The sequence below is a fragment of the Acinetobacter portensis genome (genome assembly GCF_010646905.1).
Classification (GTDB): domain Bacteria; phylum Pseudomonadota; class Gammaproteobacteria; order Pseudomonadales; family Moraxellaceae; genus Acinetobacter; species Acinetobacter portensis.
Genome location: NZ_JAAARQ010000002.1, coordinates 586,350 through 604,441, shown reverse-complemented (window position 1 = coordinate 604,441; position 18,092 = coordinate 586,350). Strand labels below are relative to the sequence as shown.

The window sequence follows — 18,092 nt, the reverse complement described above, 5'->3', positions numbered from 1 at the left end:
TTTAAAACGACTCCGTTGATGCAATTTTTTGTTTCATTTTTTCAATAAGTTGGTCTTTTTCAGTCCATAAATCATCAACCCATTCTTGGAAGCGCACACGATATTCGGCATCATCTTCATAATTGCCTCCGTGAACCCATTCAGGAATTTCTATTTTACGTAAATTTACCGCAATTTTAGGTACATCACCTAACCAAAATTCACCATAACCAGGTGCACCATTGGGGTAAATGATAGTCATATCAACAAGTGCATCAATTTTTTCACCCAAAATATTTAGTGCTAATGCTAAACCGCCTGCCTTAGGTTTAAGCAAATGCTTATACGGAGACTTTTGCTGAGCATGTTTTTCTGGCGTAAAACGTGTACCTTCCAAGTAATTTAGCAAGGTAAATGGTTGGCTAAGTAACTGTTCACACGACTTACGTGCTTCTTCAATATCGCGATATCTCAACGCAGGATTTTTTGCAATTTGTTCTTTTGAATGACGTTTCATCATTGGGAAGCCTAAAATTTTGAAGGCTTGCCCAACAAATGGAATAAAAATAAGTTCCCATTTTGTAAAGAAACGTGTCAAAGGCATACGCGTTAAACCAAAATATTGGTTCACTGTTGTATCGACCCAACTTTGATGATTACAGGTCATTAAGTAACGACCTTGCAGATTCAGATCTAAATTTTCGTCGACAGAAATATTCCATTGTGTGTTGGGTAATACATGATCAATTAACCAATTGTTTACACTTAACCAACTGTTGGTAATTTGAATATTTGTTTCATCAACTTTACGTGATTTTTTAAATAGTTTTGTTAAACCTAAAGCAAGAACAGGCGGACCATGAAAGAATGTACTTCCTGCGACAATTGAGCCCACAGTAAGACCATTTGTAATTTTTTTCAACAAAGGTTGTTTTTTGATGGTGCAGACATATCTCATCCTTAGGATAAAATGATTTTGATTAGAGTTTATGCTAAATATAAAACGACTTTATGATATAAAAAAGTGTTAATGTTCAACTATGTGAAAAATATGATGAACTTGATCAAATAATTTAAATAAATATTACAAATTGTAATCAAACAACTTATTATTAACAAAAAATCAATGGTCTAACTACAAATTTTATTCCATTATTTTTCACGACAACAAAACATTAACATATATAGGAGTCATGCAGATGCGTGCACTAGCAATTTCAGCAGTAGTCGGGGCAATGGTTCTTTCAGGTTGCCAAACAACAGGTAATAACATTGGCGGCGTTGAATACGATAAAGCAGCGATCGGTGCAGTAGTTGGTGCTTTGGCGGGTTATGGTGTTTCTAAAGGGAATGCAAATACATCTAGCCAAAACAACCGCGCAGCAGCAATTGGTGCAGTATTAGGTGGTGTTGGTGGTGCTTACCTTGACAATAAAGAGAAAAAATTACGCGCAGCAACAGCGGGTACTGGTATTGATGTAAGCCGTAATCCAGATGGTTCTGTTGGTCTAATTATGCCAGGTAACATTACATTTGATACGAACAAATCTGCGATTAAGCCAAACTTCTACACAACTTTAAACAAAGTTGCGCAAGTTTTAGCTGAAGATAACAAGAGCGCGATTCTTGTAACAGGTTATACAGATAACACAGGTAATGATTCAATCAACATTCCTTTGTCTCAAGCTCGTGCGCAATCTGTTGCTAGCTACATCGCTTCACAAGGCGTGTCGACTACTCGTATTAATGCACAAGGTCAAGGCGCGGCTAACCCAATCGCTGACAACTCAACTGCAGCTGGTCGTGAACAAAACCGTCGTGTAGAAATTAGTGTTTATGCAACTCAATAATCTATATTGAGCATAAATAAAGAACCACCTTCGGGTGGTTTTTTTATACCGAAAATTAAACAAAAAAAGCTGACTGAATTTTTTCATTATGCAAGTTGAAGTGAGATGTCTATAATCAACCTCGAATCAGGAAGAGGAAAAATTATGTCACTCGCAAGTCAGTTGAACGACAAGCAACTTGAAGCCATGAAATATACTCAAGGACCCTTGTTAGTACTTGCAGGGGCAGGTTCGGGCAAAACCTCAGTAATTACACGTAAAATTGCATATTTAGTTAAGCATTGCGGTATTCCTGCACATCGTATTACAGCAATGACGTTTACCAACAAAGCTGCACGTGAAATGAAAGAACGTGTAACTAAACTCATGACGCGTGAAGAAGCAAAAGGTTTATCTGTTTCGACATTCCATAACTTTGGTCTGAATTTACTTCGATTAGAACTTAAACATACGCCATTAAAAAATAACTTTTCTATTTTAGATGCAGATGACTGCAAACGTATTTTGATGGACTTAATGCATCGAGATAATTTGTCGGGTGCAGAAAGTAAGGAACTCATTGCCAAAGCAATGAAAATGATTTCAGATTGGAAAAACGATTTAATTCCGCCAGAACAAGCACATACAACATGTGAGACTGCGGAAGATGTTCAGTTTGCGCATCTTTATCAACTTTATGAACGTAATTTACGTGCCTATAACGCCGTAGATTTTGATGATTTGATTGTGATGCCAACGCGTCTATTACAAGAAAATGCAGAAGTTCGTGATAAATGGCAAAACCGTGTCCGCTATCTTTTGGTTGATGAGTATCAAGATACCAACACTGCACAGTATATTTTGGTGAAACTTCTTGTTGGCGTAATGGGACAATTCACTGCCGTTGGTGATGATGACCAATCTATTTATGCTTGGCGTGGTGCAAAGCCTGAAAATATGGCATTACTGAATGAAGATTTTCGTAATTTAAAAGTCATTAAATTAGAACAAAACTATCGTTCAACCAGTCGTATTTTAAAAGCAGCCAACACTGTTATTGGAAATAATCCGCATTTATTTGATAAAAAATTATGGTCAGATAAAGGTCATGGCGATGTTATTCGTGTGATTACTTGCCGTAATGATGATGATGAAGCAGAACGCGTAGTCAAAGATCTCATCACACATAAATTGATGAATGGTAAAAACTGGAAAGATTATGCGATTTTGTATCGAGGAAATTTCCAAGCGCGTATTTTAGAAACTCAATTACGTCAGATGCAAATTCCTTATAAGCTTTCGGGTGGTCAGTCGTTCTTTGGTCGAGCAGAAATCAAAGATATTATGAGTTATTTACGACTCATTATTAACCCTGAAGATGACAGTGCATTCTTGCGAATTATTAATACGCCAAAACGTGCAATTGGTCCTGTAACGCTTGAAAAGTTAGGCTTATTTGCACAAGAAAGTAATTTGTCATTGTTGGGTGCAGCAGGTGATCAACGTTTAACGATGGCGATTCCTAAAAAAGCGACCACGCAATTGGCAGAGTTTGCAGATTTTATTAATACCTTCACTCGAAACTTGATTGAAGATGATGAACCTGTGCCTATTATTCGCCAAATGATGTTTGAAGCAGGTTATATCGACTACATCAAAGAATCGGCTGCAACACCTGCTCAAGAAAAAACCAAGCTCGATAATATTGAAATTTTATACAGCAGTATTCAAAGTCTGATTAATCGGGCGGAAGATGTTGATGATAAGAATATTGAAAGTGTAATTCGTAAAATGGTGTTGCTTGATATGTTAGAGCAACAACAGGAAGAAGAAGATACAGATAAAGTGAATTTGTTGACGCTTCACGCATCGAAAGGACTTGAGTTTCCATACGTGTATTTAATTGGTTTGGAAGAAGAAATTCTTCCACATAAAAACTCAATCGCTGCGGAAACTGTGGAAGAAGAGCGTCGTTTAATGTACGTGGGCATTACCCGTGCACGTCAAGGTTTAACCATTACTTTGGCAGAACAACGTAAAGCAGGCGGTCAAATGAAACAAATGACGCCAAGTCGGTTCTTAGATGAACTCCCACAAGATGATTTAGATTGGCTTGGACGCAAGAAAAAGCTTGCAGGGGATATAGATCCTAAGCTACAAGCTCAGCAGTATTTAGAAAACTTACGTGCGCTGATTAAGCGTTAATAAATTTACTCAATAGGAAAGAAACTATGAAAGTTCAAGTTAAAGTACTTGATAGCCGTTTAGGTGGCGAGTGGCCAATGCCAACATATGCAACTGCAGGTTCTGCAGGTTTAGACTTACGTGCATGTGTTGAAGAAGCAACTGTAATTGAACCAGGTCAAACTGTTTTAGTAAAAACAGGTCTTTCTATTTATATTCAAGACACAAATTTTGCAGGCTTAATTCTGCCACGTTCAGGCTTAGGTCATAAGCACGGTATTGTTTTAGGTAACTTAGTGGGTTTAATCGATTCAGATTACCAAGGTGAGCTTATGGTATCGGTTTGGAACCGTAGTCAAACTGCATTTACATTAGAACCAGGCGAACGTTTGGCTCAATACGTTTTAGTTCCTGTCGTTCAAGCAGAATTTGAACAAGTTGAAGAATTTGTTGCAACCGAACGCGGTGCGGGTGGTTTTGGTCATACAGGTAAAAACTAATTTTATTTGACCCTAAAAAGCGATAGAGTAAGAATGCTTTATCGCTTTTTGCTTAAATGTAACAAAAAGTGTATTAAAAATTACAGATACCTGAGAAAATAAAAATTGTAGGGTTCTACAATCATTTTTTGAATTGTATTTCATTTATTTCCCACATTAAAAAACATTGCCTATGAATCTAGCTCAGCAAATTTTCCCAATTCAGGTATTCCGTGCCTACGATATTCGTGGCAAGGTCAGTATGCTTACGCCTGAATGTATCTATGCTGTTGCTTGTGGTTTAGCTGAACAGTTCATTGAACATGGTCAAAAGAAAATTGCCTTAGGATATGATGCCCGTTTAACAAGTGCTGAATATGCAGAAATCATTCAACACGTATGCATGAAAAAAGGTTTAGAAGTCACCTTAATTGGTCAATGTTCTAGCCCAATGTTGTACTTTATTGCAGGTCAAAATGACGGCAATGGTATTATGGTGACAGCAAGTCATAATCCTAAAACCGACAATGGAATTAAATGGGTGCTTAATGGTTTACCGCCTACACCTGAAATGATTCAAGACATTGCAAAAAAAGCTCAGAATCATTTCCAAACATCAAACTATAAAATTAGAAATGAAGCGAAAGCTGAACATATTGCAAAGTTTTGCTTGGCATATCAAAAGTATTTAATTTCAGATATTCATTTAAAAAATAAGTTTAAAGTTGTTATTGATGGTTTGAATGGTTCAGCAGGTGAATGTGCCGCACATATCTTGGAAAACTTAGGTTGCAATGTGGTTGCACTTCGCTGTCATGCCGATGGGCATTTTCCAGATCATGCACCAGATCCATCAAAAGAGCAGCATTTAGAAAAATTAAAAGTAGCAGTAATAGAACATGGTGCAGATATTGGCATTGCCTTAGATGGCGATGGAGATCGACTTGTTCTTGTAGATGAAAAAGCCAAAGCACTATCTGCGGATCAGTTGTTATCACTTTTTTCTGAAATATGTTTGAAAAGTCATCCGAATAGTGAAGTTGTTTATGATGTGAAGTGTTCGACTATGGTTCGAAATACTATTCGTCATTTAGGTGGACAAGCTAAAATGATTCGAACAGGTAGCACATTTTTACGCACATATTTAGCAAACTCGAATGGTCATGCCGTATTTGGTGGTGAATATGCGGGGCACTATGTCTTTAATGATGCACGTGGCCTAGGATATGACGATGGCTTATATGCTGCTTTACGTGTTCTAGAATATTTAAGTGAATCTGGCTTTAAAACAGTTTCAGAATTATTTGCAAAATATCCTGCACGTTTTAGTACAGAAGACACTTATATTAGTACGCACGATGTAGAACCATCTCAAGTACTGCAATATTTTGAAAAGCAAAGCCTAAATCTAAATGCAGAATTAAGTAAAATTGATGGAATTCGACTTGATTTTAAAGATGGATTTGGCATTATTCGAGCATCGAATACGGGCGAGTATTTCACCGTACGTTTTGATGCCGATAGTTCAGCACGTTTAAATGAAATTCGAAACACATTTGTTAACATGTTAAGTGATCGATACTCTAAAATCGCACAAGACATTTTAGATGCTCAATAAGGAGAGGCGAATGCCACATCAGCATACTGGCATCGACAAAGCACAAATCTTGACAGAAGCTTTGCCGTATATTCAACGTTTTTCGGGTAAAACCCTCGTTGTAAAATATGGCGGCAATGCAATGACCGATCCTGAGCTAGAAAGTTCGTTTGCTCGAGATATCGTCTTGTTAAAAACAGTGGGTTTAAACCCAATTGTTGTGCATGGTGGTGGTCCTCAAGTCGATTCTTTCCTTAAGCAATTAGGACGTGAATCTGACCGTATTGACGGTATGCGTGTAACCGATCCTGCAACAATGGAAGTTGTTGAAATGGTATTGGGCGGCAGCGTGAATAAATCGATTGTGAATTTGATTAATCAACACGGTGGTCGTGCTATTGGTTTAACAGGTAAAGATGGCAACTTAATTCGCGCTCAAAAACTGTTAATGCAAAAAACCATGGAAGATGGTTCCGTTCAAGAAATTGACTTAGGTTTAGTGGGCGAAGTGGTTGGTGTTAAAACTGACGTACTTGAAATGTTTACAGATAGCGACTTTATTCCTGTTATTGCACCTTTGGGTGTCGATGATGAAGGCAATACTTACAACATTAATGCAGACTTGGTTGCAGGAAAAGTTGCAGAAGCATTAGGTGCTGAAAAATTAGTATTGTTGACCAATATTAAAGGCGTATTAGACGAAAACAAAAACTTACTTACAGGTTTAACCACGCAAGAAGTTGATCGTTTAATTGAAACAGGCGTGATTTACGGTGGCATGATTCCTAAAGTAGGTTGTGCATTAGATGCTGTAAAAGGCGGTGTTGTTAGCGCGCATATTGTAGATGGACGTGTTCCTCATGCAACATTGTTAGAAATTTTCACAGATCATGGTGTCGGTACTTTAATTACCAACCGAAGCAAGTGAAAATACAGCTAGCATGATTAAAAAAGAGCCTGATTTAGGCTCTTTTTTAATACTTAGATTCTCGAATGAATGATATTTGTAAGCGGAATAAAATATTTTTCAAAAATGGAAATAATTAAATATTGAAAACAAAGCAAATAAGCGAAAAAGAAGAACTTATTTGACATTGTGATTTGCAAATCGGTTGCTGTGTCATGCAGAATATCTGTATTACATAAATAGATTTGCTTGATAGAAAAATTATGTGCCAACTACTTGGAATGAACTGCGCAACACCTACGGATATTACATTTTCATTTCGTGGTTTCTCGCAACGTGCAGGAATTACCTCTGACCATTGCGATGGTTTTGGTATCGCTTTTTTTGAAGATAAAGCATGTCGTTTATTTGTAGATAATCAATCTGCGGTGGAATCTCCAATTGCAGAGCTTATAAGAAACTATCCAATTAAATCACGTAATGTGATTGCACATATTCGTAAAGCGACTCAAGGTAAAATTACCTTAGAAAACTCCCATCCATTTGTACGTGAGTTGTGGGGACGCCAGTGGATTTTTGCTCATAATGGCGATTTGCACGGATTTAATCCGACTTTATCGGGGCGTTTTACCCCAATTGGTAATACCGACAGCGAGCGTTCTTTCTGCTATTTACTCGATCAATTGGTGCAAAAATTTGGATATGAAGAGCCAACTTTAGATCAAGTTTTTGATTTATTAATAGAAGTTTCACCAAAAATTGCAGAACATGGAACATTTAACTTTTGTCTTTCAAATGGACAAGCGCTTTTTAGTTACGCTGTAACGAAGTTACATTGGTTAGTACGTGAATATCCATTTAAGCCTGCTCAGCTTATTGATATTGATGTTGAGGTGGATTTTAGTCAGGTGACAACACCCGAAGATCGCGTTGCCGTGATTACAACTGAGCCATTAACACAGAATGAAGAGTGGTTAGCATACAAGCCAGGGGAAATGATTTTATTTCAACATGGTCAACCTATTCGCCGTGAGCTTACATTTATTGATCGCCTTGAACGTGAGCGATTAAACCCTGAATTAAAGCGTGTGACCAAAGCAGATCAATATTAGTTTTAATAAATATGGTTGTTAATTTTTTTAAATTATTTTTATGTTTTTTATAGGTTTAGTTTGTTTTTAAAGTGACTTTGATTCAATATTTTGTTTAATTAATAATTGAGTCTTTTGGTCGGTTTTTTGGTAAATAAACTATATATTACAATGCTTTATATTTATTTTTCTGTAAATTGGCAAATACCAAGTAATTTACTTGATTTTTATTTCATTTAAATGTGGCTACTATGCTTTGTAAGCGTTTTGTAACTTACAGATCAACAGGTGATCGCATGAAGATGAAATGGATTCCAGAATATAATACTGGTATCGATGTGGTTGACGATCAGCACAAACGAATTCTCGATTATATTAATGAAATTGTTGATATCGCGGATGATATAAATAGAAATCGTACGAAACAAATTTTAGATAATATTATTGATTATACGCAGTCTCATTTTACTTTTGAGGAATCACTGCAAGAAGAAGCGGACTATAAATATCGAGTGCCACATAAGCGTGTGCATGATTTATTTATTAAAAAAATTGAATCTTACCGTGATCGTTTTGAGATGGGGCAGTCGATTGAGTCTGAGCTTCATGAAGTATTGTCTAAATGGTTAATCAACCATATTCAACACGATGATGCCGATTATGTAGGTGCTGTAAAAGAAAATATGATGGGGATTATTAAAGAAAAAGAGCAGAAAAAAGGTAAAAACTGGTTCGCCCGCTTTTTTTCATAATCAAGGATGAATAACATAATAAGAATTATAAGTAGGTTTTAATATTCAGCGAAGCAAATTATCTTTCGAGATAGTTTGCTTTTTCTTTTTATAGGGTTTTGATTTTCCGCGGTGAGCAGGGCAAAATAGCCATAGATTTTTATTAGGAAAGCATCATGCAAGATAATGCTCTATCAAGATGGATATCGCCGCTGATGGCGTTTTGTCTGTCATTTATTATTATTGCAACATTAGCACCTGTTACAGGTATTTTAGTTGAACGCCAAATAGACTTTTGGTTGCTTTGGCTTGGAACTATGGTGATTTTAGCTTTACCTATATGCTACCTAGAAATTGCATTAGCAAAACGTTCAAAAATAACAGCTTTACAAGCATTATCAAATTTAACGAGAGACGCCGATGCTTCACAAAGATGGCGTCTTGTGGGTTGGTTATCTGTCATTTTCATTCCTTTTCTTGCAGGTGGAATGCTTTCTAATGCAAGCCAATTATTGACTCAATTTGCATCTGTAGGCATTGAAGCACATCTTATATTTATTGGACTTGCCATTGTCGCATTTGTGATTTCATTTGTTCCACGCCAAATTATTGTGCTTTTAACAGCAGTTGCAGTGATTGCATCGCTCATCTTAGCAAATACGACAGGTCTGACTTTACCTGCATGGGAAGTTACACCTTTAGCGTTTAGCGAATGGGGTAGTGCAACGATTCTTGCATTGGTTGCCAGTGGTTTAGGCATGGGAATTTATTGGCAAAGTAGTCTTGCTGTTGTAAAAACAGAAGATGCTGCAACTAAAACGGCATTACCTATTTGGTTTGCACAATTATTAGCAGTTGTTGCATTTGGCTTTTTTGCCACTCAAGCACAAATTCCTGCATTTGTACTTATATTTGCAGTTATTACTTCAGCAGGGCTTATTTTACAACTTGCACGTGAACAACTTGCACAACGTAATATCAATATTGCTATTCAATGGTTACTTTTAATTGCTGCAACATTATTATGGGCAATTCCAGCTATCGCACCTATTTTTAATATTGTTCTTATTCTTTGGGGCTTAGTTATTTGCTTCATTTATGCAATATTTGTAGGTTGGGTAATGAAAATTAGTCATTTGCGTAAAGCATTAAATTTTAGCAATGAGGCTGTTTATAATATTTGGCGTATTGCGGTTCGTATTGTTCTACCACTTTCAATTATTCTTGCGATTGTGTCTTACCTTGGGCAAATTTTATAATGTCGATGAGTCAAGACGTTTGGGTTGCTTATGCCGCCCAAGATCAGCAATTTAATATTCGTGTCGATTTTGTTGAAGGCATGACAGCACTCGATGCAATTGATAAAAGTGGTATTCGTGAGCAAGTTGAATTACCTGAAAATTTGCAATTGGGGGTTTTTGGTGTACGTTTAAAAGATTTATCTCAAGTAATTGAAATTGGGGATCGTGTAGAGATTTATAGGGCTTTAACGATTAACCCTAAAGAAATTCGAAGAAAACGTGCAGAAAATAATCCGACAAGTCGCTATTGTCGAAGTAATCGCTTTAAACAATTGAAGTAATAAAAAAAACCCCTCATTGAGGGGTTTTTTTTTAATTCAAAGTGATTATAGTGGGGGCGCATTTAGAATTGCTTCTTTAGATCCTGGTAAACCTGGTTGAGATTCAGGAATAGTTTCTAAACCTTCAATGTTTTGTACAATACCGTTACCATCAAAGAAAATTTTTAAATGCTGACCATGTGCTGCTGAAATTTTTGCTTTTTTAGCATAAGTTCCTGGGATGTAATTGTAGATATAGTCCCAGCGTAAAGGGTTTAAAGGGTCTGATATTGTTGGGCTTCCGAGCAAAAAGCGTACTTGTTGGTGACTCATGCCGACCTGTACTTTTGATGCTTGAGCTTGAGTCAAAGGTGTACCTTGAGGAATATCAACTTTATAAACGCCCAAGGTTGAACAACCTGTGAGCAGTGAAGCGACGAATAACGTCAACATGATTTTTTGCATTTTGCTACACTATCCCAAATTAATTATGATGCATTTGATCCAAGGATAGATCATACTGCATCTAAACTTTGTTGCATATTCCAACTTTCATTTTGTTGAGAGACTTAATTACATGCCTATTTCAAATCAAGATTTACGTAAAGCTGGACTAAAAGTTACACTTCCGCGAATTAAAATATTGGAATTATTAGAAAATTCAAAACAACATCATTTAAGCGCAGAAGACATTTATAAAACTTTACTCGATCAAGGGGAAGATGTCGGTTTAGCAACTGTATATCGTGTATTAACACAGTTCGAAGCTGCCGGCATTATTCAGCGCCATCATTTTGAAAACAATCATTCTGTTTTTGAAATTATGCAAGATGACCATCACGACCATATTGTTTGTCAAAACTGTAACAAAGTTATGGAATTTCATAATGATGTTATTGAAAATGAACAACATGAAGTGGCGAAGAAGTTCGGTTTTGAACTTACGGGTCACTCACTGAACCTTTATGGTTACTGTGATGCTCAAGAATGCCAAGAAGCATTCCGTAAAAAGTAATAGATCTGAAATAAAAAAGGCTTCTTGAAGAAGCCTTTTTTATGTTTAAAAGATTTAAATACTATTGTCCATCGAATGTAATACGACTTGTAGATTCCGACAAACGGCTTGCTCCACCTTCTTCAGACAATTTAATTTGAAGTCTTAAATCATTTGGTGAGTCAGCATGTTTCAAAGCTTCTTTATAGCTAATTTGTTGTGCTTTATACAAATCGAATAAAGCTTGGTCAAAGGTCTGCATTCCTAATTCACGTGAGCGTTTCATCAACTCTTTAATTTCATTGATTTCACCTTTACGAATTAAATCGGAAATAAGTGGTGAGTTAATGAGAATTTCGATTGCAGCTCGTCTTGAATTACCATCGATAGTTGGAATGAGTTGCTGTGCAATAATGGCTTGCAGATTTAAAGATAAATCCATAAACAATTGGCTATGACGATCTGCTTCAAAGAAGTGAATGATACGATCTAGCGCTTGGTTTGCATTATTTGCATGTAATGTGGCAAAAACTAAATGACCTGTTTCGGCAAAGGCAATGGCATAGTTCATGGTTTCACGAGAGCGAATTTCACCAATCATGATGACATCGGGTGCCTGACGTAAAGTATTTTTTAATGCAACCTCAAAAGAGTCTGTATCTATACCTACTTCACGCTGTGTAATAATACAACCTGCATGTTCATGTACAAACTCAATCGGGTCTTCAATAGTAATGATATGACCTTTTGAGTTTTGATTGCGAAAGCCAATTACAGATGCAAGTGATGTCGATTTCCCCGTACCAGTTGCACCCACAAAAATAACGATTCCTCGTTTTGCTAAAGCGAAATCTTTTAAAATAGGTGGAAGATTGAGCTCTTCAATTTCAGGGATTTTGGTTTCAATACGACGTAATACCATACCAGGTTGATCACGTTGTTGAAAAGCACTTACACGAAAACGTGCTGACTTCTCTTTGTTAGAAATTGCAAAATTACATTCGCGTGTTTCTAAAAATTCCCGCTTTTGCTTGTCTGTCATAATCGAGTGAACGAGCTGACCAACTACATCACCCGATAATTTAGTTTTAACAACTGGTACAATTTGACCATTAATTTTCATTGATGGTTCGACATCTGCCGTAATAAAAAGGTCAGATGCTTTTTGCTGAATCATTAAGTTTAATAAGTCATTAAAGTCCATAAGGATATCTCTGCTTCAATGTCTTATAGGAATGATTCAGGTTGTTTTGCAGCAGTACGCGCAGTTTGTGGGCTAATGACACCTTTATTGACTAAAGTTTTTAGGCTTTGATCTAGGGTCGTCATGCCATAGTTCGCACCTGTTTGAATTGCAGAGTACATTTGCGCAACTTTGTTTTCACGAATTAAGTTACGAATAGCAGGAATACCAATCATAATTTCGTGAGCAGCAACACGGCCGCCACCATTTTTCTTCAAAAGTGTTTGTGAAATTACAGCTTGGAGTGATTCAGACAACATGGCACGAACCATGTCTTTTTCTTCGGCAGGGAATACGTCAATCACACGGTCAATGGTTTTAGCGGCAGATGTAGTATGTAGCGTACCAAAAACTAAATGACCTGTTTCTGCCGCAGTTAATGCAAGACGAATGGTTTCAAGGTCACGCATCTCACCAACCAAGATAATATCTGGATCTTCACGGAGCGCAGAGCGAAGTGCTTCATTAAAGCCGTGCGTATCACGATGAACTTCACGTTGGTTGACCAAACATTTTTTAGATTGGTGTACAAATTCGATTGGGTCTTCGACCGTTAAAATATGGTCATAACGGTTATCATTGATGTAGTCGACCATGGCTGCAAGTGTGGTTGATTTACCCGAACCTGTTGGGCCTGTAACTAAAACAATACCGCGTGGATATTCACAAATTTCTTTAAAGATTTGAGTCATACCCAAATCTTCCATTGTTAAAACTTTTGATGGAATTGTACGGAATACAGCGCCTGCACCACGGTTTTGGTTGAATGCGTTCACACGGAAACGAGCCACGCCTGGAACTTCAAATGAAAAGTCAGTTTCTAATTTTTCTTCATAATCACGACGTTGTTTATCGTTCATAATGTCATAAACAAGCTTATGAACTTCTTTGTGTTCTAAGGCTGGTAAATTAATTTTTCGAACTTCACCATCTACACGAATCATAGGTGGCATACCTGCAGAAAGGTGTAAATCTGACGCATTGTTTTTTGCAGAAAACGCGAGTAGTTCTGTAATGTCCATTTAAATCCCCGATAACGAATAAATCTTAATTATTTTGTTAGAATAATAAGGCTTTCCATCGGCTTAACCAACATTTTGTTCAAGTCGAATGTAAATAATCATCTTGAAATGAGAAATACGTCAATGAATAGTCTGCAAACATCGCGAAATTTAGTTTTAGAGCAAATTAAAAATGCGTGTAAATTAGCGAATCGTTCAGAAAATGATGTTCAATTATTGGCTGTTTCAAAAACGCATCCAAGTGAAATTTTGCAAGAAATGTATGAAACAGGGCAACGTGCATTTGGTGAAAACTATCTTCAAGAAGCATTAGATAAAATTGAAAAACTCAAAAATTTAGAAATAGAGTGGCATTTTATTGGACATGTTCAACGTAATAAAACCAAGCATTTGGCTTCAAACTTTGCTTGGGTGCATGGAGTAGATCGTTTGATTATTGCCGAGCGATTATCGAGCCAACGCGAAGCCTCACAAGCGCCTTTGAATATTTGTTTGCAAGTGAATATTGATGCTCAAGATACGAAAGATGGGTGTTCGCCTGAAGATGTTGCTGATTTAGTAAAAACCATTAGCCAATTACCACATTTGAAATTGCGTGGATTGATGGTCATTCCCGCACCTAATAATACACAAGCTTTTGCTGATGCTAAATTTTTGTTTGAAAAAGTAAAAACTGAACATGCACATCCTGAAGACTGGGATACTTTAAGCATGGGGATGTCTGGCGATATGGTTGATGCAATTGACGCAGGCTCAACAATGGTTCGTGTTGGAACAGCTTTGTTTGGGGCAAGAGATTATTCCCTTAAATAACGAGTGATATTTAATCCTCCCTAACCCTCCTTTTTTAAGGAGGGGACTCTAGAGAGCTATTAACCCACCACTTCAATTGTACTTGCGCCTGCACCTACAGGTTGAACCTGAATTTGTACAGGAATTCGTTCATGCATATCTTGAATATGTGAAATGAGCACCACTTTACGTCCTTGGCTTTGTAATTGATCGAGTGCATTCATCACCATATGTAAAGATGATGCATCTAGTGTTCCGAAACCCTCATCAATAAAGAGTGATTCAATTTTCATTGAACCTGAAGCCATACTTGCAATGGCAAGTGACAAGGCAAGGGCAGTTAAGAAAGACTCACCGCCTGAAAGTGATGATACTGAACGTGTTTCACCATCCATGTCATGATCGACAATTGCAAGACTAAGTGAGTTATCTAAGCGCTTTAATGTATAACGCTGAGAAAGCATTGCAAGTTGTTGATTTGCATATTCCAATAAGATGTCTAAATTATACTGCTGCGCATAATCACGGAATTTTTTACCTGTTGAGTCGCCCATTAAACTCGAAATTTTATTCCATCGATGTTCTTCTGTTTGAATCTGCTTAATTTGATCGGCAAAAGCTTGTTGTTGAGCGACGTTTCGATGATGCATTTCAAGTTTTAATTTCACTTCATCTCGCTGTTCAGCCAAAGTTTGCATATTGTTAACAAGGCTTGAGAACTGATTGTTTAATGCATCGAAATCTAACTCGGGCTGATGTTCTAAGTGTTGTTTAAGTTGGCTTTGAATGGTTTTAATGCCTGCTTGTAAATCGGCATAAGCACGTTCAATTTCAGAAACACGTTGTTTAAGCTGTTGTTCTTGTTCAAAACTCATAGAGCTGAGTTGCTCAAGCAAGGCAATATTGAAATCAGTGCGGTCACTGAGCCAATCTTGAATCGTATCTTGAACATGTTTTATATGAGCATTTAATTGCGCTTGTTGAGTCAGGCATTCTTTTAAGCGACTTTGAGTAGTTTCAAAGGATTGACGAAGTTGGTCGAAGCTTTGGCGAGTATTGTTAAATTTAAGCTGTAAATTTTGGCGATTTTTATCGAACTGCGTTAACCAGTCATGAGGTCTTTCAACAGTAATTTGCGTCATTTCAAAAATAGCTTGAGTTGCAATATCACTATTTTTTTTGCCATCGAGCGTTAATGTTTCAATGGTTTTCTCGGCAGTTCCAATTTTTTCCTGACTGAATTTGATTTGTTGCTGACATTGCTCAAGTTGTTGTGATTTCTGACCACGTAGCATTTCACAATCATGGCGTTCAATTAGAATGGTTCGACGTTGTTGTAAGTTCGTATAAAGTTGTTTTGATGCTTTTAATGTATTGGCTTCCCAAGCTTGTTTTTCTACGTCATTTAACAAACTGAGGATATGCTGAATATTGGATTCAGCTTGTTGCACATTCGATAAATGCTGTGTGGTGTGTTGAATTGACGGTATCAGTTCATGACGAAGTTTTTGTGCATTTTCATGTGCCGTTAAACTATTTTCAAGTTGTTGTTGTCCGTTTTCAACGTGCATTTTTTGTGTTTGAAGGGTTTGAGTGAATACCTCATGATTTTGTGAAAAGTCAAAGCTGATACCAAGCACGCTGAGTTGTTTTTCAAGTTCAGATTGGAGCTGTTGTCGTTGTGTTGCAAGAGTCGCAAGTTGTTTGGTATTCGCATCCAATGATGCATTTTGCTGAGTGAATGTCGTGTGTAATTTTTGCCATGCTTCAAATGCCTGTTTTTCAGCTTCAATAGCGTGTTGCTCTTGTTGTTCTTGTAGTTTCAATAACTCATCAGAAAAATCTTCTTTATCAGCATAAGGGTGATGGGTACTACCACAGACTAAACAGGGTTCACCATCGACCAATTCTGCTCTGAGTTTTTCAATATTTTCAGTATTGAGTAAACGCTGTTGTTGCAAGATTTTTTGCAGTTGTTCACGTGCCAATTTTTGTTCTTGGTAACTTGATTCGGCAGATTTTAATTCAGTTTGAAGCTGATTGATCTGCTGATTAAGCGTATTTTCCCAGCTCGTGAGTTTGTGATATTCAGCATCTAGCTGTTGGAAATTTTGCCATTGATGTTGAACCACATTGAATTGATTTAACTGTTGTACAAGTTGATCACGCTCATTACGCAAAGCGCTAATTTTTTGATTCAGTGCATCATTTTTACCGAATTGTTGTATTAACTCTTCAAGTTGTTTTTGTTTAGTTGAGAGTTGCTGATTGGCTTGTTGTACATCACCATAGTTATGTTCAAATTGTTCATAATTTTCTATGAAACGTTGAACTTGGAAGGTATGGGCTGAAAGGGCATCATCTAGCGAGGCAAAATGATTTGAATTTTCTAATTTTGACGTGTGTTGGGCAATATTGTTGTTGAGTTGCTCTAGTTGTTCTTTAATTTGTTTTTCATGATTCACATGTGGAATTAGTTGGTTTTCAAGTTCTTTAAAATGGCTTTGTGCTTTTCGAAGTTGCTCAACCAATACAAGACGCTCAGCGATGCGATCACGTACCAATTGAATAGTTTCTTGATGTTGAATCTCAAATTGATGCTGTTGTTTTTGCTCTGCTTCAACTTTTTCAAAGCTTAACTTCTCAGCTGTGTATTGCTGTTCAACGGTATTGAATTCTTGCTGAGCCTTTTCTAACTGAGGTTGTAATTTTTCAAGATCGGCACTGAAATTTTTATTTTGAATGACATAGGGGCGAATAGAGGCAAAGCGTTCAAGTTGTTGTAGTTGCGCTTTTTCAGGTGCAAGTGCATCGAGTTGTGGTTGCTGAATGTTGAGTTGTTGCTGATGTGTTTGAGCATCGGTTTCGTATTTTTGTTTTTGTTCAAACCATTGTTGCTGCTTTTGAAGATGCAGTTTTTCAGCTTCTAATTTTTGATGTGCTGTATTTACACTTTCGAATTGAGCATTCGTGATTGTGAAATCTTCATCCGATAAGATTTCAATATGTCCTAAAACATTTTCAAGTTCTTTTCGTTGGTTGGCAATTTGCTTGGTTTTTTCAAAAGCCAATTGTCCAATTTTTCCAAAAATATTCGAATTTGTAAGGTATTCAAGTAATTCACCACGTTCATTATCACGTGATTTTAAGAAAGCTGTTACTTCAGATTGAGCCAATAAAACGGCACGAGTAAATTGTTCGAAAGAGAGTTGGGTAATTCTATGAATTTGAGATTCAACAGCCTTAGCTTTATCTGCAACAACATTACCATCGGTTAAGCATTTTAAAGAGCGCTGTACACTTTGTAATTTTCCATTTGGATTTTCACGCGCACGTTTAATTTCCCATCTTGCCAAATAAACTTTTTGATCTTGTGCGACAAACGTAAGTTCAGCAAACCCATGTCCTGTACCACGACGTAAAACCGTTAATGGCGAATTGGTTAGAAGCTCTGAACCATCTACATCAATCAGTTTCCCATCACTGCCTTTTAATCGAGGAATTTGATTAAACAGTGCCAAACACATGGCATCTAAAATGGTCGATTTGCCAGCCCCTGTTTTTCCGACAATAGCAATTAAACCTGCGCTTGCTAAAGGTTCACTTTCAAAATCAATAAAATGTTCACCCGCTAAAGATGCCAAATTTTTAATACGAATAGATAAAATTTTCATGGCAAATCC

General features: G+C 36.9%; 16 protein-coding genes. 11 read left to right on the top strand and 5 right to left on the bottom strand.

Annotation, left to right across the window (positions count from 1 at the left end; all coding sequences use genetic code 11):
* Position 1 precedes the first annotated feature (1 nt).
* The gene (locus GTK57_RS02720; protein ID WP_163121215.1) at positions 2-937 is read right to left on the bottom strand and encodes an acyltransferase; all 936 of its coding nucleotides are present in this window, start codon (positions 935-937) and stop codon (positions 2-4) included.
* A 241-nt stretch (positions 938-1,178) separates the two neighbouring features.
* Between GTK57_RS02720 and GTK57_RS02715 the strand changes: the two genes are divergently transcribed.
* The 9 genes from GTK57_RS02715 (at position 1,179) to GTK57_RS02675 (ending at position 10,379) form a co-directional block, all read left to right on the top strand.
* On the top strand, positions 1,179-1,829 hold the full coding sequence (locus tag GTK57_RS02715; RefSeq protein WP_152874115.1) for an OmpA family protein: 651 nt from the start codon (positions 1,179-1,181) through the stop codon (positions 1,827-1,829).
* Between the two features lie 144 nt (positions 1,830-1,973).
* Complete coding sequence (locus tag GTK57_RS02710) at positions 1,974-4,013, top strand: UvrD-helicase domain-containing protein (protein WP_152874114.1); 2,040 nt, start codon at positions 1,974-1,976, stop codon at positions 4,011-4,013.
* 26 nt (positions 4,014-4,039) lie between these two features.
* Positions 4,040-4,492: a dUTP diphosphatase gene (gene dut, locus GTK57_RS02705; protein WP_152874113.1), complete on the top strand. Its 453-nt coding sequence runs from the start codon at positions 4,040-4,042 to the stop codon at positions 4,490-4,492.
* 172 nt (positions 4,493-4,664) lie between these two features.
* On the top strand, positions 4,665-6,089 hold the full coding sequence (locus GTK57_RS02700; RefSeq protein ID WP_163121213.1) for a phosphomannomutase/phosphoglucomutase: 1,425 nt from the start codon (positions 4,665-4,667) through the stop codon (positions 6,087-6,089).
* Between the two features lie 10 nt (positions 6,090-6,099).
* Positions 6,100-6,996, top strand: a complete 897-nt coding sequence (argB, locus tag GTK57_RS02695) for an acetylglutamate kinase (RefSeq protein ID WP_152874111.1) — start codon at positions 6,100-6,102, stop codon at positions 6,994-6,996.
* 242 nt (positions 6,997-7,238) lie between these two features.
* Positions 7,239-8,087, top strand: coding sequence for a class II glutamine amidotransferase (locus GTK57_RS02690; RefSeq protein ID WP_163121211.1), 849 nt, complete (start codon positions 7,239-7,241; stop codon positions 8,085-8,087).
* Between the two features lie 275 nt (positions 8,088-8,362).
* Positions 8,363-8,818, top strand: a complete 456-nt coding sequence (locus GTK57_RS02685) for a bacteriohemerythrin (protein ID WP_152874109.1) — start codon at positions 8,363-8,365, stop codon at positions 8,816-8,818.
* Positions 8,819-8,973: 155 nt separating this feature from the next.
* Complete coding sequence (locus tag GTK57_RS02680) at positions 8,974-10,056, top strand: SLC5/6 family protein (protein WP_163121209.1); 1,083 nt, start codon at positions 8,974-8,976, stop codon at positions 10,054-10,056.
* Positions 10,056-10,379 carry an RnfH family protein gene (locus GTK57_RS02675; protein ID WP_378226764.1) on the top strand — a complete coding sequence of 108 codons (324 nt, stop codon included), beginning with the start codon at positions 10,056-10,058 and terminating at the stop codon, positions 10,377-10,379. The genes GTK57_RS02680 and GTK57_RS02675 overlap by 1 nt, the downstream gene beginning before the upstream one ends.
* Before the next feature lie 45 nt (positions 10,380-10,424).
* Here the strand turns inward: GTK57_RS02675 and GTK57_RS02670 are convergent, their stop codons facing one another.
* Complete coding sequence (locus GTK57_RS02670; protein ID WP_152874107.1) at positions 10,425-10,823, bottom strand: outer membrane protein assembly factor BamE; 399 nt, start codon at positions 10,821-10,823, stop codon at positions 10,425-10,427.
* A gap of 112 nt (positions 10,824-10,935) precedes the next feature.
* On the opposite strand from GTK57_RS02670, the gene fur reads away from it, so the two are divergent.
* The gene (gene fur, locus GTK57_RS02665; RefSeq protein WP_152874106.1) at positions 10,936-11,373 is read left to right on the top strand and encodes a ferric iron uptake transcriptional regulator; all 438 of its coding nucleotides are present in this window, start codon (positions 10,936-10,938) and stop codon (positions 11,371-11,373) included.
* 61 nt (positions 11,374-11,434) lie between these two features.
* Here the strand turns inward: fur and GTK57_RS02660 are convergent, their stop codons facing one another.
* Together GTK57_RS02660 and GTK57_RS02655 are read right to left on the bottom strand one after the other, a co-directional pair.
* Positions 11,435-12,556 carry a PilT/PilU family type 4a pilus ATPase gene (locus tag GTK57_RS02660; RefSeq protein WP_163121206.1) on the bottom strand — a complete coding sequence of 374 codons (1,122 nt, stop codon included), beginning with the start codon at positions 12,554-12,556 and terminating at the stop codon, positions 11,435-11,437.
* 23 nt (positions 12,557-12,579) lie between these two features.
* Positions 12,580-13,617: a type IV pilus twitching motility protein PilT gene (locus GTK57_RS02655; RefSeq protein WP_152874104.1), complete on the bottom strand. Its 1,038-nt coding sequence runs from the start codon at positions 13,615-13,617 to the stop codon at positions 12,580-12,582.
* Between the two features lie 123 nt (positions 13,618-13,740).
* Between GTK57_RS02655 and GTK57_RS02650 the strand changes: the two genes are divergently transcribed.
* Complete coding sequence (locus GTK57_RS02650) at positions 13,741-14,430, top strand: YggS family pyridoxal phosphate-dependent enzyme (RefSeq protein ID WP_163121204.1); 690 nt, start codon at positions 13,741-13,743, stop codon at positions 14,428-14,430.
* Positions 14,431-14,489: 59 nt separating this feature from the next.
* Here GTK57_RS02650 and GTK57_RS02645 read toward each other — a convergent pair whose 3' ends face one another.
* Complete coding sequence (locus GTK57_RS02645; RefSeq protein ID WP_163121202.1) at positions 14,490-18,083, bottom strand: AAA family ATPase; 3,594 nt, start codon at positions 18,081-18,083, stop codon at positions 14,490-14,492.
* Between the last annotated feature and the right edge of the window lie 9 nt (positions 18,084-18,092).